The 19,964-nt window shown below is 38.4% G+C and carries 21 protein-coding genes and 1 pseudogene; 4 read left to right on the forward strand and 18 right to left on the reverse strand.

What is annotated here, in order from left to right; genetic code table 11:
- Window positions 1–24 precede the first annotated feature (24 nt).
- On the reverse strand, window positions 25–3,018 hold the full coding sequence (locus FQV26_RS10430) for a type I restriction endonuclease (protein WP_146557416.1): 2,994 nt from the start codon (window positions 3,016–3,018) through the stop codon (window positions 25–27).
- A gap of 567 nt (window positions 3,019–3,585) precedes the next feature.
- On the opposite strand from FQV26_RS10430, the gene FQV26_RS18940 reads away from it, so the two are divergent.
- Entirely contained in the window at window positions 3,586–3,795 is a 210-nt protein-coding gene (locus tag FQV26_RS18940) for a hypothetical protein (protein ID WP_146557417.1), read from the forward strand.
- 277 nt (window positions 3,796–4,072) lie between these two features.
- On the opposite strand, the gene FQV26_RS10440 is transcribed toward FQV26_RS18940, so the two are convergent.
- The 4 genes from FQV26_RS10440 to FQV26_RS10455 form a co-directional block, all read right to left on the reverse strand.
- A complete protein-coding gene (locus tag FQV26_RS10440) occupies window positions 4,073–4,873 on the reverse strand; it encodes a hypothetical protein (protein ID WP_146557418.1) in 801 nt (266 codons plus the stop codon).
- 114 nt (window positions 4,874–4,987) lie between these two features.
- Window positions 4,988–5,551, reverse strand: a complete 564-nt coding sequence (locus FQV26_RS10445) for a superinfection exclusion B family protein (RefSeq protein WP_146557419.1) — start codon at window positions 5,549–5,551, stop codon at window positions 4,988–4,990.
- Between the two features lie 28 nt (window positions 5,552–5,579).
- Entirely contained in the window at window positions 5,580–6,314 is a 735-nt protein-coding gene (locus FQV26_RS10450; protein WP_146557420.1) for an adenylate/guanylate cyclase domain-containing protein, read from the reverse strand.
- A gap of 239 nt (window positions 6,315–6,553) precedes the next feature.
- Window positions 6,554–7,066 carry a Pycsar system effector family protein gene (locus tag FQV26_RS10455; RefSeq protein ID WP_146557421.1) on the reverse strand — a complete coding sequence of 171 codons (513 nt, stop codon included), beginning with the start codon at window positions 7,064–7,066 and terminating at the stop codon, window positions 6,554–6,556.
- A gap of 49 nt (window positions 7,067–7,115) precedes the next feature.
- Between FQV26_RS10455 and FQV26_RS10460 the strand changes: the two genes are divergently transcribed.
- Window positions 7,116–8,102, forward strand: coding sequence for an adenylate/guanylate cyclase domain-containing protein (locus FQV26_RS10460; protein ID WP_186759748.1), 987 nt, complete (start codon window positions 7,116–7,118; stop codon window positions 8,100–8,102).
- A gap of 289 nt (window positions 8,103–8,391) precedes the next feature.
- Here FQV26_RS10460 and FQV26_RS10465 read toward each other — a convergent pair.
- The 3 genes and pseudogenes from FQV26_RS10465 to comGA all read right to left on the reverse strand — a co-directional run.
- A pseudogene (locus tag FQV26_RS10465) lies at window positions 8,392–8,517 on the reverse strand (competence type IV pilus major pilin ComGC); the annotation flags it as partial.
- Window positions 8,518–8,528: 11 nt separating this feature from the next.
- Window positions 8,529–9,572: a competence type IV pilus assembly protein ComGB gene (comGB, locus tag FQV26_RS10470; RefSeq protein WP_146557423.1), complete on the reverse strand. Its 1,044-nt coding sequence runs from the start codon at window positions 9,570–9,572 to the stop codon at window positions 8,529–8,531.
- Entirely contained in the window at window positions 9,526–10,569 is a 1,044-nt protein-coding gene (gene comGA, locus FQV26_RS10475; RefSeq protein ID WP_146557424.1) for a competence type IV pilus ATPase ComGA, read from the reverse strand. Before comGA ends, comGB begins: the two co-directional genes overlap by 47 nt.
- Window positions 10,570–10,883: 314 nt before the next feature.
- On the opposite strand from comGA, the gene FQV26_RS10480 reads away from it, so the two are divergent.
- A complete protein-coding gene (locus FQV26_RS10480; RefSeq protein ID WP_006830462.1) occupies window positions 10,884–11,126 on the forward strand; it encodes a DUF2626 domain-containing protein in 243 nt (80 codons plus the stop codon).
- 79 nt (window positions 11,127–11,205) lie between these two features.
- Here FQV26_RS10480 and FQV26_RS10485 read toward each other — a convergent pair whose 3' ends face one another.
- Complete coding sequence (locus FQV26_RS10485) at window positions 11,206–11,844, reverse strand: MBL fold metallo-hydrolase (protein ID WP_146557425.1); 639 nt, start codon at window positions 11,842–11,844, stop codon at window positions 11,206–11,208.
- Between the two features lie 151 nt (window positions 11,845–11,995).
- On the opposite strand from FQV26_RS10485, the gene FQV26_RS10490 reads away from it, so the two are divergent.
- Window positions 11,996–12,178: a DUF2759 domain-containing protein gene (locus FQV26_RS10490; protein WP_146557426.1), complete on the forward strand. Its 183-nt coding sequence runs from the start codon at window positions 11,996–11,998 to the stop codon at window positions 12,176–12,178.
- Window positions 12,179–12,258: 80 nt separating this feature from the next.
- Here the strand turns inward: FQV26_RS10490 and FQV26_RS10495 are convergent, their stop codons facing one another.
- The 9 genes from FQV26_RS10495 to FQV26_RS10535 all read right to left on the reverse strand — a co-directional run bounded on the left by FQV26_RS10495 (window position 12,259) and on the right by FQV26_RS10535 (window position 19,888).
- Window positions 12,259–14,163, reverse strand: coding sequence for an LTA synthase family protein (locus FQV26_RS10495; RefSeq protein WP_146557427.1), 1,905 nt, complete (start codon window positions 14,161–14,163; stop codon window positions 12,259–12,261).
- 130 nt (window positions 14,164–14,293) lie between these two features.
- Entirely contained in the window at window positions 14,294–14,500 is a 207-nt protein-coding gene (locus tag FQV26_RS10500) for a YqgQ family protein (RefSeq protein WP_146557428.1), read from the reverse strand.
- Window positions 14,497–15,072 carry a 5-formyltetrahydrofolate cyclo-ligase gene (locus FQV26_RS10505; RefSeq protein ID WP_146557429.1) on the reverse strand — a complete coding sequence of 192 codons (576 nt, stop codon included), beginning with the start codon at window positions 15,070–15,072 and terminating at the stop codon, window positions 14,497–14,499. Before FQV26_RS10505 ends, FQV26_RS10500 begins: the two co-directional genes overlap by 4 nt.
- Window positions 15,073–15,136: 64 nt before the next feature.
- Entirely contained in the window at window positions 15,137–15,286 is a 150-nt protein-coding gene (gene rpmG / locus FQV26_RS10510) for a 50S ribosomal protein L33 (protein ID WP_006830468.1), read from the reverse strand.
- 229 nt (window positions 15,287–15,515) lie between these two features.
- Window positions 15,516–16,175 (reverse strand): phosphate signaling complex protein PhoU, encoded by a 660-nt coding sequence (gene phoU, locus FQV26_RS10515; protein ID WP_146557430.1) that lies wholly within the window; start codon window positions 16,173–16,175, stop codon window positions 15,516–15,518.
- Window positions 16,176–16,193: 18 nt separating this feature from the next.
- Complete coding sequence (gene pstB, locus FQV26_RS10520; protein ID WP_146557431.1) at window positions 16,194–17,006, reverse strand: phosphate ABC transporter ATP-binding protein PstB; 813 nt, start codon at window positions 17,004–17,006, stop codon at window positions 16,194–16,196.
- Between the two features lie 28 nt (window positions 17,007–17,034).
- Window positions 17,035–17,913, reverse strand: a complete 879-nt coding sequence (gene pstA / locus FQV26_RS10525; protein ID WP_146557432.1) for a phosphate ABC transporter permease PstA — start codon at window positions 17,911–17,913, stop codon at window positions 17,035–17,037.
- Window position 17,914: 1 nt separating this feature from the next.
- Complete coding sequence (pstC, locus tag FQV26_RS10530; RefSeq protein ID WP_146557433.1) at window positions 17,915–18,841, reverse strand: phosphate ABC transporter permease subunit PstC; 927 nt, start codon at window positions 18,839–18,841, stop codon at window positions 17,915–17,917.
- Between the two features lie 72 nt (window positions 18,842–18,913).
- Entirely contained in the window at window positions 18,914–19,888 is a 975-nt protein-coding gene (locus tag FQV26_RS10535; protein ID WP_146557434.1) for a PstS family phosphate ABC transporter substrate-binding protein, read from the reverse strand.
- Between the last annotated feature and the right edge of the window lie 76 nt (window positions 19,889–19,964).

Genomic DNA, 19,964 nt, shown 5'->3' on the forward strand with positions numbered 1-19,964 from the left:
CCTTCCAGGTGCGTTTTGATTTTCTTAGTTGTATTTATCGTCAGTTATTAATTTTATTATGTCTAGAACTTGGCTCTTACCTAAATTGATGCCTTTATTTCTAAACGAATCACGTACTGGGCGCATTAACTCTTGTGTCATGATTTCCATTGATGGGTTTATACCACCTAATAAATCATCAATAGCAAGAATAATTTCAGTTATTATTTCATATGCAATTGGATTATCGATATGTTCACCATACACTTCTAATAGTCTTTTATGAAGTCGCATACAAGTTTCATCTCCACGATAGGTGGAAGCGAGTGCTTTATTACTTATATTTAAGCTTCTTAGCTGATTATGCAAGATATGTAGTGCTTTAATGAAATTTATTATTTTCTCTGTATTATTTCCATCACGTTTAATCTTGATCATAATATCTCTAAATTCTTGCTTCCGCTGAATGTAAGTTAAATCGATTTTATCTGTATTTGCATAAAATTCATTTTCGATATTAGCCACTATTTCTAAGACATCATTTTCAGTAGTGAAATCTAAATCAACTTCACCGTTCTTTAAAAATTCGACTATTAAGTTGCTAAAATCAATATCATCAAATTCATTATCATCATTTAATAAACGTTCTTCATCTCGTTTAAATTGAAGGCGATTGGAAACCTCTCTATAAGCAGCTCCTACGCTTTCAATAGGCATAGTCGATACATCTTCCTTTGCCATCCTTAGCTCGTTATAACATTCTTTATACGAGTTTAAATAGGCTCTTATTTCGCTTAATTGCTCTTCCTCAAGCGTTTCAATCTGGAGTCTGAAATCTTCTAAATTACTTTCAATATTCCCCATATAAATAAATAGTTTATTCTGAAGTGATTTTATTTGTTTCTTCACCTCAACCACATCTACAAACATATCATTTACGTCTGCTGCACCGTCTTCATCAATAATATCGTCTCTTAATTCTTCAAGATATCTCTTATTAGTTTCCTCATATTCTTCTGTTATATCAACGAAGTCTACGATATACCCGTAACGCATTTTTTTATATGGGCGATTTACTCTAGCTAACGTTTGTAATAGCGAATGCTCTTTAATACGTCTTAATAAATAAAGTCTTTTTAGCCTAGGTGCATCAAAACCTGTCAAAAGCATATTATACACTATGACCCCGTAATAATTACTTGTAATAATACTAGAATTTTCAGCTTGTCTTTTACCTCGAAAGTCCTCTTGTTTATCTTTATTATATTCTTCATCATACAAGACAAGAGCTGTCTTAAGATTCGAGTATCCTTTAAACCATTCCTGTATCATTCTTGCTTGTTCGCTGGAAGATGTGACGATCATAAATCCCAAACTATTATCTCTATAAATTTCTTTACTGAACACTTCAAAATCTTCTTCAATATATCCACATATTTTATTTACAAAAGGTGATTGTTTACCTACTAGTTCCCAATGTTTAGATGAAATCTTTTGGTTTTCTTCTAATTTAAACATTCCTCTTACTTCATTTCTGAGTTTTGTAGATATGTTTTCTTTCTTAATTTTAAGAGTATAGCCATCTGCAATAGACTTGTTGTAATAGTATTTATGTATATAGCCTGAAAATATATCTGTTGATTTGAATTCTTTTTTAAGAATGGGAGTTCCTGTTAAACCAATAAAAATTCCGTTAGTATCTACACCAAGTAAGTTGGAAAGGAAAGTTCCTTTAGGTTTATAACCTCTGTGGACTTCATCTAAAAAATAAATTCTTTGGATTTTTTTATCAATTGAAGAGTCTACCGCAGCTTCTTGCGAAAACTTTTGGATGTTAACAACATTCATAGTTTCTTTATACTCGTTATTGCCAACAGAAGAGACAATTACTGGCGATTTTATATTGTTAACAAAGTCTTCTTTTGAATTAATAGATGCAATTGACATTCCTCGCGATGAAAACTCACCAGATGCTTGTATTAAAAGGTCTAATCTATCAACGACAAAATAGAATTTCGTTATAATATTTTTTCGCGCGTAATAATCTCTGAGAATATTAGACGCAAAGTATGCAAGAGCAGTTTTTCCACTCCCTTGCGTATGCCATACGATTCCCCTTTGCATTCCATCTTTTAATTTTTCTAAGATAGCATCTAGAGCGAAAAATTGAGGATATCGAATAATATGCTTATTTAAGCCATCACGAACAGAATCAACATAAACTAATCCATAGCGAAGAATCCAAAGCAATCTTTCAGTTGAAAATACTGAAGTTATAAATCGATTACCTGGTGTATCAGGGTTTAAATTTGCTATGAATTCAGATGTTTCTTTTATCTTAGAAATGTTATTATCAGCCAACACAAAATTAATAATCTCGTCTGAGAGGTATTCATTTACACCAATCTTTTTTTCTTCTCTAAAATGGTTAAATGTTAACGAAGTACCATTTGGAGTAGTGTAAAAGCTGCCTGACATTTTCACTCGTTCACTATCATCATATTCTTGGTTATTCGAGAAGCCTAGAACTTGCATTTGATTTAAATATTGGACAAACTCACCTTTATTTGCTCTGTCTAATGCTCGTTGAAATTCAGCCTGTATTCCTTCTCTGTTATTTGGTTTTTTTACTTCTATGAATCCAAGCGGAATTCCATTAACTAGAATAGTGATATCTGGTCTAAACGTGGCACGGTCTTTCTCATACTTTAATTCTGCAACAACTCGAAAGTCATTATTTGCTACATTATTAACATCAATTAATTTGATTCCCGCAGTCATTAGCAATCGATTATAAAAAGCTTTACCTTTATCTTTTTTGTTGTTTGTGAGGTCAGAGAGCTCATTTATTAATAATTCAATACGCTTATCAGAAATTTTTATATTATTTATTCTGTTCAGTGATTCTCTAAAAACATCTATAAATATATTATTATTAGGATCTATGTTGGCATCTTTTTTAGATTGATAAGTATAACCTAGTCTCAAAAAGTGTAATAAACCAGGTATTTTAACTCTAGAATCTTCATTATGTATCATATATAACTTCCTCCAAGTAATGGATATTTAATCGGATACAATTCTCACGAATTTTTATGTAAAATAACTTGAATACACCATTCTTCTTATTTTAACTATTCTAATCCCTATACATTTTAAGAAAAACCTATGTAGAATACATTGTTTACAAGTCCTTACCAAAAATATTGGTATTAAAATAAGTTATATAATATTTTCCAGTATATCATTAAACTAAAATTTAAGATTTAACAAATCATTACTCTAAAAGCTTACAAAAAGTGGTAGACCTTCCTTCTAGACTTCTTTAGAAGCGGCAAGAAACTTTCCGACTTTAAAATCTTCAAGAGTCAAGAGTGTTTTTAATTCGGTCCTCAATTGTAAAATGCGCTCCATTTTTCTGTTAAGTCATTTTGTTTAATACTTGCACTACTCCCTTTGTAAATACTTAAGTAAAGTTAAAATAGAGGTTTACCACAACTGCATCTCGGAAATAGATAACTATGCTGGTCAGCACAAGCGGTTTAATTAACAAAGCCTGAAGCAAAAATCGCTTCAGGCTTTGTTAATTATAGAGGAGTAGATTTTATGAGTCGTATAATTTCCTTTATAGTGTTTTCTGATCGTACGTCTGATATCTTAAAAAAGGAATTTTTTTACCAATACTTGTGTATGTTTGCTTACAATGAAAGTAATCTAAGCATAGAAGATGCAGAATACAGTTGGCTTATGAATAAAGAAGTGATTCATGACTTGGATGATATCGATAAAGTCATTGAAGAATTGAAAAACGAATAGTAAGTAAGTAAAAGTTATCTCAAATCTACTGGAAGTCTTCTCTCTTTTTCTTTAACACTTAGCTATCAGGGGAAGGGTTCACAATACGCTCCTCCATGATAATCTAGTAATTTTCCAGTAAATAATATTACTGGTTTTAGTTTTATGATAACAGGCCGAGTCATATTCTTGTTTAATTTTATTTAAAATAGAAAGCCTAAAGTGGATATTCACTTTAGGCTTTTTTCAGTTATTCGATTGTGCTATACAGTGGTTAGGGCAGTATGAGCTTCTAGAATCATTTGAGGTTTGAATTTAGCAGCCCACTTTTCCAGCTTGGGCCAATAGCTATTAAACGTGTATTCTCAGATAAAATTAAATAGGTTAATCCATTATACTTTATGAAGCAAGGTAAAGGTTTTTTTATCGGGGTAATTAAAAAATTGGCTGGCACACACCTGTATTCTAAACAATTTAATGCATCGATATTCAAATCAAGTTCTTTTTTAAAAGAATTTGCTATAAAATTTGCTTCCATAATAAGCGTTTCGAAATCATCTGAATATTTTAAGAAAAGTGCATTTAAAGGAATAGTTTTACTTTCACCATCTTCATCAGTAGTAAGAGTATAAGAATCATTAAATCCCAACGTTATTTCATATTCTTGAGCAGAAAAATTCTTATAAATATTCATCGCAACTTTAGCTAGTAACGCTGGTCTTACTTTATCAAAACTAAATGCTTTTGCTTTATTAAAATCTTCGTGGGCAAATGTTAAGTTTTCGATACTACAATTGTGCGGATCATTATCTAAGTGTTCGATAATAAATTTTCGGTCTCGCATTTGATCAACAATTTCTTTACCGTACCATGCACACATGACTATTTCATATAATTTTTTATACCTTTTAGTAAATGGCGTACTACCAGTATATATGTAAGTTCGTTTCCCATTCTTTAAGTCGGTGTCACTGACGTACCAATTCAACTCTTCAATTATACCCCAAAGATGAGATGTATATTCTGTACTACCATAAATCTCATTGTTTTCAGAAATAAATGTAATTCTATCCTCATCATGATTAACTATTAGTCTCATTTGTTATCCCCTTCTAGAATGAAGAAAATGTACATACGCTTATTTTTTAAGGCACTCTAAACTATAAAAATATTCTTTATGATTTCACTTTTTTCTAGACACCACAACACTCAATTATCCGTATGTATTTGAAATCTTTTCAATTTGTCTATTAAAAGCATTTTTAAAATCAGTGGATAAGGAAGGTTTATTTTGAATTTCGTCTGCCACCCAGGGCTGTAAGAGATAAGGAACCTCAGCAGTATTTAAATCTTCAACCATGTATTTTCCACTAACTTGACCAATAATAAATTTTTGAGAAAGCACAGCAATAGCTCCGTCGTGTAAAGGAAGGTTAGCAGTATGGTTATCTTCTTGAAATAGTGTGTATACTATTGCTTTTTGATAGTCGGTGAGTTTTTTCAAATTCTTTTCAGCATCCGCGTAAAAATCTCGTCTATTTTTAGCTTCCACGGCACTTTTAACTAATTTATATGACAAGTTAACAACCAAAATCGACGTAGAAACTAAGAAAACTATTCCCACAATAAAACCATTTTGTTCTCTGAACTCCGTCATAAACAATCTTTCCAAAAAAGAAAGAGGAGAGAAAAGCAGAATGCCACTCGCTAAAGAAATTGCTGCCATAATTGATATTGGCAAAGTTAAAATTTCGGTAATTTTAAAATCCAAGTTCATATTTTCCTCCAATTCCTTTTCGTCTATTTTATTTTTTATTTAACCATTCTTCAATAAGCGTATTTATTACGGTTCCATGGTAATATTCTGGATCACTAAATCGACCTAAAGTATTCCACCCCCTCGTAAACCAACCTTGTTGTTCTTCAGTCAAATTTAGATGAAATGTTGGTGTGAGTACGATGGGACTGTTCACTACCTTATTTGCTAGGCCGCACATTTTTGATGCTTGATTAACTGCCTCTCCCATATACACGACCTCATTAATTGAAGAACCTTTGTATCCAGCTTTAATCATAAGCACTCGTCCATAAGATACACCGATCCCTACCTTAATTGAACTATAACTTCTTTTTTCCAGTTTGTAATTAAGAACCTGAATTAAACTATTTATAGTTGCTATCATTCCTAAGATATTTCTAATATTTGAAGTCTTAGGTGTTTCAAAAATTCCTGAAACGCAGTCACCAACAATATCGATTTCACGACACTCAGAATATCCATTCATTATGGCCACTATTTCACTTATATAAGCTCTGTATATCTTGGCCAAAACTCTATTTTGATGTATATCAGGAAGTTTAGACGAGTCACGTAAATCGACAAAAACCGAAGTGCAGTTTATGTAATAGCCATTAATAAAGGTTAGTTTATCGCTACTAGGAATGTGATCAAGTTCTTCAAAAGAACTTGAAGAATCTAGAATTTCGGTTAACCTCTTTTCACTTTCCTCAAAATCATAAAATTTATAATTATTTTTCATCTACTCGCCCCATTTCCATTTTTCAAGTGAATAATTTTGTGTAGTATGAATAGTCTTTTTCATTATTAGGAATAATAACTTATAAAATGGTTAACTGCTCACTGTCTTTGTTTCTCTTAAGGCAGACCATAAAATATATAATCCATTTACCTATTGAATGAACCATACAGAAGCAACCATTCATAAGCTTTCCCTCTTTTTGCATCAGGCTGATGAGTTCAATTTCATTTACCCTTCTGCTACTTTCCTATAAATGGAATAATATTTATCAAAACAAAATATGCAGCAAAAGAACCTAATGACCATGTTGAAAGCTTGATGGATAAATTAAGCCATTTGAACTTTCTGATAGCGATTTTCGAAGTCGTATGTATTTGACTTAAAAGATCGTCCACTTCATCTTCGGGTGTTTCGGAATCCTTTGCCCTTTTAAAATAATGCCAATTTTCATACTTTGCTACATCTCCAAAGAACCAATTGCCACGATGCGGATTGTAAAGCGTAGCTGATAACCCTTTGATTGCGGTTGTAATCCCTATTCCGAGCAAGATAAAGGCTAATGAGAAGGCAAATACAGCAAAGCCTTCTATTACTGTTAAACCATGCTTAAACAAGTTAAACACTTTTCCTTGCGATAAAATGATTCCGCCGAGAACTCCTAAAAATGCTAAAATAATAGATAGCTTTAAATCTGCATTTTGAATCCATTCATCATTTTTATTCAGTTGACTAGTTAGTTTTTCTGTTTCCATGAGTAATCACCGTTTTCCATTTATTATATCACGAAAGGAGTTGGATATTATGGGTTTGAAAGAACTAAAGGAAGAGTTAAATAATGATGTACATAGCATAATTAGTAATGAATTTGATGTAGAGGTAACAGAAACACGAATTGTTCCCACATTAGATTCTCAGGGTATAACCTATCCTAACTTGGATACTCAAACAATAAAGGCTAAACAAATTAAAACTTGTGTTTTATACATAGACATGCGAAAGTCGACAGAATTGAATCTGAAACACAAGCCAAAAACCGTTACAAAACTTTATGCTGCATTCATGAGGGCTATGGTAAAAGCAGCACAATACTACGGAGGAAAGGTTCGGAATATAATTGGTGATCGAGTGATGATTGTGTTCGATGAAGAGAACTGCCACACCGACGCAATCCAAACAGCAATACTGTTGAATTCAGTCGGATTATATATTATCAATAAACATTTTACTCATAATGATATCAGTTTTGGAATTGGTGTTGACTATGGCAGAATGTTGGTTTCCAAAGGTGGAATCCGTAAAAACGGCGAGGACAATGCTCCTTATAAATCACTTGTTTGGCTCGGTAGACCAGCGAATGTTGCAAGTAAACTCACTGATTTGGCAAATAAAGAGATTGAAATAAAAAATAAAGTAAAAAGCGAATTTATTTTAGCCAATGAAGGAGTTGGTATGCCAAGGACTAGGAAATCTATATCAGATTTCATGAAAAATGATTTATTAAATTATAGTGGGTGGGAGTCCTTTGAAGCGGCTTCATCGCAACCAGCTTTTTATTGCCAAAAACCCAGCATGAAGTTTTATTATATTGAAGAAGAAATAATAGAAACAATAACTACTTTAAAAACCCCCTCTATCCTTATTACGGAAACTGTCTATCTCGCATATAAAAAAGCGAATCCCAACCACAGTTCAATCAAAGAAAACCATTGGAAAGAACAGGATAGTAATCTTTATTACGAACAATCGATATATGGATCAAGTTTAATTTACTCGTCTATACAAAACTAAAATAAAGTTGATATGAATAAGAACCTTGGCTTCTAAGAAATTAGGGGTCAAGGTTCTCTATTTTAAATGAGTAACAATTAAGAACAACCAAAAGCCAGGCCATTAATTTATTTTATGTATAGAGTATATATTGAAGTGTCAACTCTATATTGTTTTTTCAAACATATTATTCTTTAAATAATTTTTAACATATCAAATGAAAAAGACCTCAACTTTTTTGTTGAGACCTCAACTTTTTTGTCGAGACCTCAACTTTTTTGTCGAGACCTTAACTTTTTTGTATTTCAACATCATCCACTGCAGATGATTGTTTGGTAACGTTCGGAATAGCGATAGCGATCAGCACCGTTATGATTAACATGACAATCAGCATTTCAATTAAAGTGAAACCTCTTTGATTTTTCAATAAACGCATAGTATTCCTCCTCAAATGGTATGGACAAGATTGTACATTGGCATCAATATGGCCAAATAAGCTCCTACAATACAAACAGCAATCAGTATAAAAAAGCTCGGTTGGATAATGCGCAGCAATGCTTGTGTCTGCTGTTCAATCCGCTCCATTAAAACTTCACTGTACAGAATCAATTCTTTTCCAAGATAGCCGGTCATCTCGCCATGCTGGACGAAAGCCGGCATATCCTTGGAAATGAACGATAAATGTTCGAGCGATGTGGAAAATGTTTGCCCCATCATCAGTTCTTCATGGGATAATCGCGTCATGAACTGAATGATCTTGTGGTAATTTTGGCGCTGAAGAAGATCGAGTGATTCCTGCATCGAAATTCCACTATGAAGTAATGTCCCCAATTCTCTGGCCAGCAAATGCGACCAATATAGCCTCATGAAGCCGCGAAGAATCGGAACGGCCAGCAGCCACTTGATTTGCTGGTGAATTTCCTGTCTTTTCAGCAGCAGCCCGAATACATATACCGAGAAAGCCGCTGCTAAAAAAACTGCTATAAAGAAGTCAGGCAGGCTCAATAAATAGGCCGGCACCCCTGCAGTTTCATCACCCGACTGCAAGGATTTCATCATTTCAGTCAGATTCGGAACATAACTGGTGCGAAAAAACAAAAAAAGCACAGAAGTGAAAATTAGGAGAGACACCGGATAAATCAAAATATTTTTCAGCTTCTTTTGTACTTGTTCCGTTCGTGAGAAGCTTTTCGCGATGCTGTCGATAGATTCCGGCAATCGTCCGTGGTATTCAGCAATTTCAACCGGAAACAGCACATGATCTTTAAAACCTAAAAATTTTAGGATTTCAGCGGCATTTCCTCCGCCTTTTAAAATGACGGTAATGCCGCTCAATGTCTGCTCCAACTTCGACGTATGCATCGGCAGCAAGAGCGTCAGTGCTACTGGCAACAGGTATCCTTCTTTCATCAGAACAGCCAGTCGTGTCAGAAATTGCTCACGGTCACGGAGACGGATCTTGTCTGAGTGCATAGGCAGCTTCAATCGCACCGATTTTCACTCCTTCCCGAACCTGGCCGGCAAAAGATAAATCATCCGGCAATGAATAGGTTTCCTTCAGACTCGCAGCCCGCAGCGCTTGTTCCAGCCGTTCCCCTTCAAGAATTTCATAAAGTGCACGGTAACATGCTTGAGATTGGCCAATATCTGAAAACATCGGAATAATCTTCTGGGCTGACACCGCTACCAGAGTTTGAACCATATCTTCAAAGGACACGCCTAAATCATGCAGGCGGTGCAGGCAGCCAACAGAATGCCTGGCATGGATGGTCGAAAAAACCAAGTGTCCGGTCAAAGCTGCGCGTACTGCAATTTGCGCGGTTTCAGCATCGCGGATTTCCCCGATCATGATAATGTCAGGATCATGGCGAAGAATCGCCTTCAGTCCGGCAGCGTAGCTGAGGCCGGCTTTTTCATTTACCTGTATTTGTAGAATTGACTGGTTTTTGCGCTCCACCGGATCTTCGAGCGTAATGATGTTCCGATTCAATTTTTCAGCGCAATGCTTCAGCAGTGAGTATAAAGTTGTCGATTTCCCACAGCCTGTAGGGCCTGTCAGTAAAATGAGGCCTTGGGACGCTTCAGACAACTTCTCCAGCAGGCGGGCAGAGTCACGGAAAGCTGCGAGCTGGTGAATGGATTGGGCAGTATCGTCCGGCATGATCCGGATGACAATGCTTTCCTTTGTCAATACGGAAGGCAAAGTCGATATGCGAAAATAATGGGATAACTCGTTGATGGGAAGCTGGAATGAACCGGTTTGGGGTTTTCTTCTTTCACTCATGTCTAAAAGGGATAGGTATTTGAAATAAGCGATCATGCGATCACCCAAATCAAAGGGGAGTTGTGTCACTTGCCGAAGGTTTTGGAACGAACGGTAAGTGACGGTATAGCAGGATAGTTCGGGTTTAATGTGGATGTCTGTCGTGCCATTTTTTGCCGCATCATGCAAAAGGTCAACACAGCGGCGTTCGATAATCGATTGCATATCCACCTCCTGATTCTCTTTGAACAAAGGCCGCTTCTCTGTTCCCACATAGTATAACCGGCTCTTTTTGAGAAAGAAACAGCTTTCGCCAAAATAAAATTTTAAACCTCCAATAGGGGGCAAATCTGAAATTTGAGAGCAATTACCAGAAGCATACAAATTCAAATTTTTGTATTTTACCTAACATTACTCGGCGGCCTAAAGCCGTACACCTGTTTGTCACAAAGAAAGAGGAACTCGCTGTTTACACATTCACTCTATTTCCTATATAATAAACAAGAGATTATTGTGTTGTGGCAAAGGAGGGATTACCCATGAATAATATGTTCAAATTAATGGGATGGTGGACTGGTATATTTGCAGTTCTCTTTTATGTAGGCGATATGGTCGAAGTATCATTATTAATGGTCGCTAACACCGGATTTTTTGTTCTTCTTGGATTCTTAAACATTTCTGAACGCATGTATTTGTATATTTTTGGTGCCTATTTGACAGTATTTTTCGTAGGCTTCACTTATTACTCTACGTTCATCCACGTTCCTGGTGCTGGACATTAATCAATACGAAATTTAAAAACAAAAAGGGCATCGGAGAAATCCGATGCCCTTTTTGTTTTTTATTGAAAGCTTTCGTCGCTTAGAATCCCGTAAGGAATGGATTGCTGTTCATTTCCCGTTCCGGGGTCGTTTCCGGGCCGTGGCCAGGATAAAGGATCATATGTTCAGGAAGAGTCAACAGCGACTCCTGGATGGATTGCAACAGCTTTTTCTCGGATCCGTCAATTAGATCCGTGCGGCCGATGCTGCCTCGGAAAAGCGTATCGCCGACAATGGCAAATCCTTCATTGCCGAATGAGAAACTAACACTGCCAGGAGAATGTCCAGGTGTGTGCAATAAATCCATATTGAAAGAGCCAATTTGCAAATGCTTTTCACTTGTCAGCAGAATATCCGCATCTTTGATCCGATAATCCGGCAAAGCTGCGTATTTTCCCGATCCATTTAAATTGGGCCGGCTGAGCCAATCCTTTTCCAGTTGATGCAGATAAACGGGAATCGAGTAGCGATCACGGATATCGTCTACTGCCCCGATATGATCGAAATGAGCGTGCGTCAGCAGGATAGCGATCGGCTTCAAATTCTTTTTTTTCAATAATGCATTAATCTTTTCGCTTTCTTCACCCGGATCGAAAATTAGACAGTTTTTCTGATCGTCCGAAATGATATAGCAGTTGGTCTGGACAGGACCCAGCTCCAATTGGTCAATTTTCAGCATTCTCTTCACCTCCTTTCGATTATAACATGCCGTACTTTGCCTGACTGTCAAGATACTGACACTTTTTATCCTCGACAAAACTGCCGATTATCTTTACAATATAAAGAGAACAAAGCGGCACTGGCTGTTTAAGTTGAAGGGAGTGTCATCGATGAGTTGGGTGTTAATGATTATTTTTGGACTTACTGCAGTTCTTGCAGCCATCGGCACTGTACAAACGCTAAAAAACAAGGAAGTCCTCGGTTTTCTTTTTAACTTTGGAACGTTTGTAATTTTCGGCGCCTTTACGGTTGCTACACTTATCACACAAGGTTATCCACCAGCACTACATTAATCAAAGAAAGCTGATGCCATCAAACGCATCAGCTTTTTTCTTTGCATGAAAAAAGAGAGGGCGCTCTGCGCTCTCTCTTTCTATTTTTCCAATACTACTTCAGGAATTGTAGTCAATTGGCCATCTTCTTCATCATAAAAACGTAATAGATCGCCATTGATAATCGATTCGGAATACTCGAGTTCTGTAAATGCCTGTTCGATGAAAGGCTCACACAGCTCTTGCTCGGTCGGTTCGCCAGTTTCCTTGTCGTAGCAGACATTTCCTGCATACACCACTTCATCTGTGACAAAACGTCCGTCGCGGAAGACCACGAATTCTTCATGTTCTTCAGAGAACAGATCGCCGCCAAACTGAATATCTTTCGACGTATCTATTCCCATCAAATTCATGATTGTTGGGCGCATATCCACTTGTCCACCCACTTCATCGTCTACATAACCTTCACCATAGCCCGGTATGTGAACAAAGAATGGAACTTTCTGCAATTCAGCAGAAGTGAAATCCGTCACTTCTTCACCCAAGTACTGGGTCATCGCTTCGTTATGGTTTTCGGAGATCCCGTAATGATCTCCATACATGACGATAATCGAATTTTCATAAAGCCCTTTTTCCTTCAAGTCTTCAAAAAGAACTTTTACCGCCTCATCCAAATAACGGGATGTCTGGAAATAACGGTTCACCGTTCCAGAATTAGAATCGTATTCACCGATCAATTTATCCTCTTCATCTAATGTAAATGGATGATGATTGGTCAATGTCAATAATCGGCTGTAGAAGGGCTGCTTCATTTCGGTCATATGATCAACCGATTGCTCCATGAACGGAATATCCTTCATGCCCCAATTGACTGCCTCGCCTTCAGCGATATCAAAACTCTCTATGTCATAGAATTCGTCAATATTCATGGATTCATACATGATATCGCGATTCCAAAAGCTTTTCGTATTGGCATGCTGGACATTTGTCGAGTAGCCATTTTCCCCGAGGCTTTCAGCCATGGAGTTGAAGGTATTGCCGCTATGTGTAAAGAATACCGCTCCACCGCCTAAAGGATAAAGTGAATTCTCAAGCAAAAACTCTGAATCTGAGGTTTTTCCCAATCCTGTTTGATGGTAGAAGTTCTCGAAATAGATTGTGTCTTCATCTTCAGTCAACGAATTCAGGAACGGCGTTATGGTTTCTCCGTTCATTTCCCCGTTGATTGTGAAGCTCTGTAATGATTCCAAGGTCACAACAATTAAGTTGCGGCCTTCCGCAATGCCCTTCATCTCTTCTGACGGGTCAATCTGGTTGGCGCGCACATAGTTATTGGCTTCAACCAATTCAGATCCATCCGCTAAAGCGCGCTGTGCTTGTGACTTGGATTGGACGTAAATATCGTACAGGTGATAATTGTACATGCCCAAGTTTTTCACCAGCATCTCACGATCAAAGCTGCGTGTCAGCAACTGTGGACGCTCTGCTTCAGCAAGCCCAAGGTTAAAGAACAGGACAGCAAGTGCTAAAACGTAATACGTTTTGCGCTGAACCGAAGAAGAAACTGCTTTGCCCGGTTTTACCTTAACAAATTTTATCGCCAATAAAATAATTAGGACATCTGTAAAGTAAAAGAGGTCTGTCCAGAATACACTGGCTGCCGCACTAGATCCCAAATCTCCGAAATTCTGTGTTTGAAACAAGACCGGCAACGTGATGAAATCACTGAAAAAGCGGTAAAAGGCGACATTGCCATAAAGAATGATTGAAGTTATGACGGCAATGGAAACCATATAACGGTTCTTAGCTTTTTCACTCTTGAAGAACAGTGAAATTCCATAAACAAATAACAGCATACTCAACGGGTTGATAAACAAGATGAATTCCTGCAGCACATTTTCAATCGTGATTGAAAAACTGGTCTTATAAACAATGTATGTTTTTAGCCAAGTTGTGATGATGGCTATTGCCAGTATGGAATGTTTCGGCCATTCTTTATTCAACATCCGCGGACATCCTCCTATTTCGTTCAAATTATTTCGTCAATTACATCATAATAGTTTAGTATAAAAGAATTTTTCGATTAAATGAAGTAATTGCCCTTATTCAAGACGAAATAAATGGGCTGAAGTTTCGTTAGCCGAATTTTTTTTTGTCATACTCTGATTTTTTTTGACGGAGAATCAACATGGCTGATGCATATTCTTTTGGAGAAATAAACTGCAAGCGATAAAGTTCCTTGACTTCATCTTCCATCAATTCAAGATCCGCTTTATAATCGGCCGTATAAATAATCGTGCCATAGCGCTTCAGCAATTGCATCACTTCGTATAAGTTTTTCATTCGACCACCGCCTCACTATTGATAAAGCCGCTTTCAGTATAAATGCCTTGTACCGGCACGTCATGGGCTTCCACCGGAATCGCCTCTGCAATCTGGCAATTGAAAGCTAAGGAGCGCGTAATCCCCGGATAATTTGCCAAAAAACGATCGTAGTAGCCTCCACCAAAACCGATTCTATAGCCATTTTTTGAAAATACTACGCCGGGGACGATCAATAAATCAATGTCATCCGGTTTTATATAGACCGTTTTTGAGACAATCGGTTCCTGCAGTTTCATATAAACGACTTCCAGTTGATCCATGTTTTCAACGAGGCGAAAATCCATACTGCGGGTTTTCGGATAGCATTTAGGCGCAGCAACTTTCTTGCCCACCGCCCAGCACTGCTTCATCAAGTCGAAGGTGTCGACTTCAGGAAATGCAGAAATGGTCATGCCAATGGTTTCCGCTGCCAAAAACGCAGGATCTTTCATCAACCCGCTAATTGCTTCTGCTGACTTTTTTCTATATTCTTCTTCTGTCATTAAATTAAGTAAGGTCAGTACTTCTTTTCGCTGTATACCTTTATCCATATCAGCACCTGCTCCTTTACAAAGAAAAAAGCCAAAACCCCTAAAGGTTTTGGCAATCAATGAATTACTTCGTTTCACGGTGTACTGTCATTTTCTTTTCACGTGAGCAATATTTTTTCATTTCAAGACGCTCAGGGTTGTTGCGCTTATTTTTAACAGTGCTGTAGTTACGTTCGCTACATTCTGTACAAGCTAAAGTGATGTTAACACGCATCGGTATCCCTCCTAATTCTTTCAAAGATCATTTGTAAATAAGCGTGATCTATACGACTTAATTATTATAGCATATTTCACAGCAAAGTCTACTCTAAAAACCTATTTAATTATACCTTTCAAAATAAAAAGAAAGACCGGCAGCTTTTTCGCTCCCGGCACTAATTTATCCCTCTTCTAGGGCTGTGAATTTTTTCGGTGTTCTGGCATATCTCCAGATTGACGCTTTTTTATTTATTCAAATCATAGTGCTGTCCACGAACTAAGTAAAACAATTGCTCAGCGATGTTGGTGGCATGATCGGCTGATCGTTCCATATAGCGGCTGATAAACGCCAATTGAGTGATCTGGCTAAGCCGATCCGGATTTTCTCCGCCTGCACGCATCAATTTACGGATCACATCTCCGTATAATTCATCCACCTGATCATCCAGCTCTGCAATCTCTTTCGCCTTAACGACATCTTCTTCTACAAATGCATCGATAACCTGACGAAGCATGGCGACTGCCAGCTTTTGCATCTGCTGGATCTGTCCAATTTGCGGAAGCAACTCTTGGTTGCCTATGCGGATGGTTTCTTTTGCGATATTAACCGCATAGTCGCCGACACGCTCCATGTCGGATGCGACTTTGATGGTAACGATGAGACGCCTTAAATCAGTGGCGACCGGAGATTGCTTGGCAATCAATAAAATGACACGATCGTTGATGAATTCTTCCAGCTGATTGATATCATTATCGTCTTCAATTACTTCAAGTGCTGCATCTACATCTTGGTTAATCAGCGCTTCCATCGATTTATTCAAGGCATTGACTGCCATCGTACTTAAATCAATCAATTGTTCTTGTGCAGAATTAAGTTCGAAATCAAATTTTTCACGTACGGACAAAAATTCCGCCTCCTTCCATCAACCGAATCGGCCTGAAATGTAATCTTCCGTCCGTTTGTCGGAAGGGTTTGAAAAGATGGTATCCGTATGGTCAAACTCAACCACTTCTCCATTTAAGAAGAATGCCGTTTTATCTGAAATCCGTGCGGCTTGCTGCATATTGTGTGTAACAATGATGATGCTATAGTCTTTTTTCAGCTCTTGAACCAGTTCTTCCACTTTCAATGTAGAAATCGGATCCAAAGCCGAAGTCGGTTCATCCATGAGGATGACATCCGGTTCGATTGCAAGTGCACGAGCGATGCAAATCCGCTGTTGCTGTCCGCCAGAGATGCTGTAGGCATTTTCATTCAGACGATCTTTTACTTCGTCCCAAATGGCTGCTCCGCGCAAACTTTTTTCAACGATTTCATCAAGAATTTTCTTATTCTTGATGCCGTGAATTCTTGGTCCATATGCTACATTGTCATAGATGGATTTCGGGAACGGATTCGGTTTTTGGAAAACCATGCCAACGCGCGTGCGAAGTTCTTCCACTCCGTAATCCTGATCAAAAATATTGCGCCCCCGGTATAGAATCTCACCAGAAGTTTTAACTGATGTCACCAATTCCACCATACGGTTCAATGTCTTAATATAGGTCGATTTACCGCATCCTGAAGGTCCAATAATCGCAGTCACTTCGTTTTCCATAATCTCAAGGTCAATGTTCTTTAAAGCATGATTGCTGCCATACCAAAGGTTAAGTTGCTTTGTTTCGTAAACAGCCTTTTTTGAGGGCTGGTTTGATACTGTCTCAATTATTGGTTTTTTTGTAATAATGGTGGTCATTTGCAGAACCCCTTCCACATAATTAGCCTTAATAGCGTTTATCGAATTTATTGCGGATGATGACAGCGATGGAATTCATGAATAGCAGCACAGCCATTAAAACGATGATGCCGGCGGCGGCTACGGTCTGGAATTCCTGCTGTGGACGACTTGACCAATCATAGATCTGCATTGGCAGGGCCGTGAATGTGTCCATGACACCGGCCGGTAAAAACTGAATAATGACCGGTATCCCGATGACGATTAAAGGTGCTGTTTCCCCAATAGCACGTGACAGCGCCAAAATGCTTCCTGTTAAAACTCCCGGTATAGCCGCCGGAAGAATAATTTTGACGATGGTCTGCCATTTAGTGGCTCCCATCCCGTAAGAAGCATCACGGAGTTCGCCCGGAACTGACCGGATCGCTTCTTGTGAAGCTACAACAATGACCGGCAGAATCAATAAACTCATCGTGAATCCTGCTGCTAAAACACTATTGCCCAGTGACAACGCCCGAACGAATATCGTCAGTCCAAGCAATCCGAACACAACAGATGGAACCCCAGCTAAATTGGAGATGTTCATTCGAATAAATGTCGTGATTCGGTTTTGTCTTGCATATTCTTCCAGATATATAGCCGATCCAACACCTAAAATAATAGAAGTTGGTGCAACGACCATCATCAGCCAAAGTGATCCAACAAGCGCCGCTTTTATGCCTGCTTGTTCAGGGAATCGAGAAGCAAAGTTCATCAGAAAATCGATTGACAGATGACCTGCGCCTTGCGTTACGATCCGGTAAAGCAAGATCACCAGGGCAAGTAAAGCTAATAAAGTAGCTGCCATAAATAGATATTTGAAGACGGCGTTGATAATCAATCTGCCATCCATCCGTTTGACTACCGTCTGCTGTTCTATATATCTCATATCAGTATTCCTCCCTGAAGCGTTTCGACACGTAGCCGGCAAGGATATTCATAGCCATGGTGAAAACGAAAAGAGTGAATCCTACCGCATAGATGGAATAGTAAATGGTTGTGCCATATCCAGCGTCCCCTTTTGATACCTGGACGATATAAGCGGTCATGGTCTGAATCGACCCGGTAAAATCACCATCAAATCGCGGTGTAGAACCTGCCGCAAGCGACACGATCATGGTTTCACCGATTGCTCTTGATACTGCCAAAACGACTGAAGCGATAATCCCTGAAAGTGCGGCTGGAACCGTAATTTTCCATGCCACTTCAAACTTTGTCGACCCCATTGCCAAAGCACCTTCACGGATGCTTTTTGGTACAGAAGACATGGCATCCTCCGACAGCGAAGCAATCATCGGAATAATCATGATGCCGACGACTATCCCTGGTGAAATTGCATTGAATATCTTAATTTCCGGGAACATCGCCTGAAGCACCGGTGTAACGAATGTCAATGCGAAAAAGCCATAAACAATCGTTGGAACACCTGCCAACACTTCAAGAATCGGCTTTACGACACGACGAATATTTTCGCTCGCGTATTCGCTCAAGTAAATCGCTGCTGAAATGCCGATCGGCACAGCTACGATTACAGCTATCAGCGTGACTTTCAACGTGCCGACGATCAATGGCAAAATCCCAAATTGAGCTTCTTTATTCGAAAATGGCAGCCATGTGGTGCCAAAAATAAAATCAAGGAAAGGAACACGGGTGAAGAATGTGACTGTTTCAACAATCAATGTCATGACAATACCAATGGATGTCAGCACTGAGACAGAAGCAATTAAAAATAAAATAATCGGAATGATCTTCTCGATCATTTGCTTGTTTTTCTTGCCTTTTGACTGCGCGATCATATCTTGAACAGATGGCCGCATATAGAATCCCCTTTCAACCGCAAAAGGCGAGCAGTGGCTGCTCACCCTCAGACTGGACTAAACTGTTATTTATTATTGTTTCAAAGCTTCTAATTCAGCCATATCTTTATCGTATTCTTCCTGCGGCAATGCTACATAACCAACAGCTTCTGCCATAGCGCCTGCATTTTCAATCGCGTATTTCATGAAGTCGTAAGCCGCTTCGTTTTCTGACAAAGCTGCGTTGCTGCCATAAGTGAACAACGGACGAGACAGCGGCGAATATTCTCCAGATTCAATCGTTTCATTGTTTGGCTCAACACCATTGATTGTGACGACTTTCAAGGTATCCTGGTTAGCAACGTAATACGCATAACCGAAGAACCCGATCGCGTTTGGATCCGCTTGAATCCCTTGCACCAATGTGTTGTCATCTTCTGAAAGTGTTGCCGAGCTAACCAAGTCTTCATCTTCCAAGATCACTTCATTGAAGTAATCATAAGTCCCTGAGTCTGTTCCTGGTGCATAAAATACAACTTCTTCATCTGGCCATTCCGGATTGATGTCTGACCATTTTTTCGTCGAGCCATCTTCTACCCATAATTTTTTCAAATCTTCGACTGTCAAATCTTCCACCCAGTCATTCTCCTGGCTGACAACAACGGATAGTCCGTCATAGGCCAATTGGAATTCAGTGTATTCGATGCCTGCTTCTTCGAGGCTCGCAGCTTCTTCATCTTTGATTGGGCGTGATGCATTAGAGAAATCTGTTTCACCTTGAATGAATTTTTCAAACCCGCCGCCAGTACCGGATGTCCCAACGGTTACTTGAACATCTGGCTGGGCTCCAGCATATTCTTCAACAATGCCTTCCATGATTGGCGCTACGGTAGAAGATCCGTCACCTGATACAGTTCCTTCAACAACTGCTTCATCCCCAGCTGTGTCCGAACTGGTTGACTGTGTATCTGAGCCAGTACCTGTACTTTCTTCTGTGCCGCCACAAGCACCAAGTATTAAAGCCGATCCAAGAATTGTTGAAGCCATTGCGAATTTCCAGTTTCTCATTACGTCGTTTCCCCCTATTGATTATGTTTGTTTACATTCTCTACTATAAAGATGGATTGTTGAGAACATATAAAGG

It is taken from the genome of Planococcus sp. CPCC 101016 (assembly GCF_007859295.1).
In the GTDB taxonomy this organism is placed as follows: Bacteria; Bacillota; Bacilli; order Bacillales_A; family Planococcaceae; genus Planococcus.

Excerpts from the sequence above, each read along its gene's own strand:
- FQV26_RS10505 (WP_146557429.1), bottom strand. The coding sequence starts at position 15,072 with ATGGATAAAGGTATACAGCGAAAAGAAGTACTGACCTTACTTAATTTA.
- rpmG (WP_006830468.1), bottom strand. The coding sequence starts at position 15,286 with ATGCGTGTTAACATCACTTTAGCTTGTACAGAATGTAGCGAACGTAAC.
- FQV26_RS10440 (WP_146557418.1), bottom strand. The coding sequence starts at position 4,873 with ATGAGACTAATAGTTAATCATGATGAGGATAGAATTACATTTATTTCT.
- FQV26_RS10455 (WP_146557421.1), bottom strand. The coding sequence starts at position 7,066 with ATGGAAACAGAAAAACTAACTAGTCAACTGAATAAAAATGATGAATGG.
- FQV26_RS10535 (WP_146557434.1), bottom strand. The coding sequence starts at position 19,888 with ATGAGAAACTGGAAATTCGCAATGGCTTCAACAATTCTTGGATCGGCT.
- FQV26_RS10450 (WP_146557420.1), bottom strand. The coding sequence starts at position 6,314 with ATGAAAAATAATTATAAATTTTATGATTTTGAGGAAAGTGAAAAGAGG.
- FQV26_RS10500 (WP_146557428.1), bottom strand. The coding sequence starts at position 14,500 with ATGAAAAACTTATACGAAGTGATGCAATTGCTGAAGCGCTATGGCACG.
- FQV26_RS18940 (WP_146557417.1), top strand. The coding sequence starts at position 3,586 with ATGAGTCGTATAATTTCCTTTATAGTGTTTTCTGATCGTACGTCTGAT.
- pstB (WP_146557431.1), bottom strand. The coding sequence starts at position 17,006 with ATGACCACCATTATTACAAAAAAACCAATAATTGAGACAGTATCAAAC.
- FQV26_RS10445 (WP_146557419.1), bottom strand. The coding sequence starts at position 5,551 with ATGAACTTGGATTTTAAAATTACCGAAATTTTAACTTTGCCAATATCA.
- comGA (WP_146557424.1), bottom strand. The coding sequence starts at position 10,569 with ATGCAATCGATTATCGAACGCCGCTGTGTTGACCTTTTGCATGATGCG.
- pstA (WP_146557432.1), bottom strand. The coding sequence starts at position 17,913 with ATGAGATATATAGAACAGCAGACGGTAGTCAAACGGATGGATGGCAGA.
- FQV26_RS10430 (WP_146557416.1), bottom strand. The coding sequence starts at position 3,018 with ATGATACATAATGAAGATTCTAGAGTTAAAATACCTGGTTTATTACAC.
- FQV26_RS10480 (WP_006830462.1), top strand. The coding sequence starts at position 10,884 with ATGAATAATATGTTCAAATTAATGGGATGGTGGACTGGTATATTTGCA.
- pstC (WP_146557433.1), bottom strand. The coding sequence starts at position 18,841 with ATGCGGCCATCTGTTCAAGATATGATCGCGCAGTCAAAAGGCAAGAAA.
- FQV26_RS10485 (WP_146557425.1), bottom strand. The coding sequence starts at position 11,844 with ATGCTGAAAATTGACCAATTGGAGCTGGGTCCTGTCCAGACCAACTGC.
- FQV26_RS10495 (WP_146557427.1), bottom strand. The coding sequence starts at position 14,163 with ATGTTGAATAAAGAATGGCCGAAACATTCCATACTGGCAATAGCCATC.
- FQV26_RS10460 (WP_186759748.1), top strand. The coding sequence starts at position 7,116 with ATGGGTTTGAAAGAACTAAAGGAAGAGTTAAATAATGATGTACATAGC.
- FQV26_RS10490 (WP_146557426.1), top strand. The coding sequence starts at position 11,996 with ATGAGTTGGGTGTTAATGATTATTTTTGGACTTACTGCAGTTCTTGCA.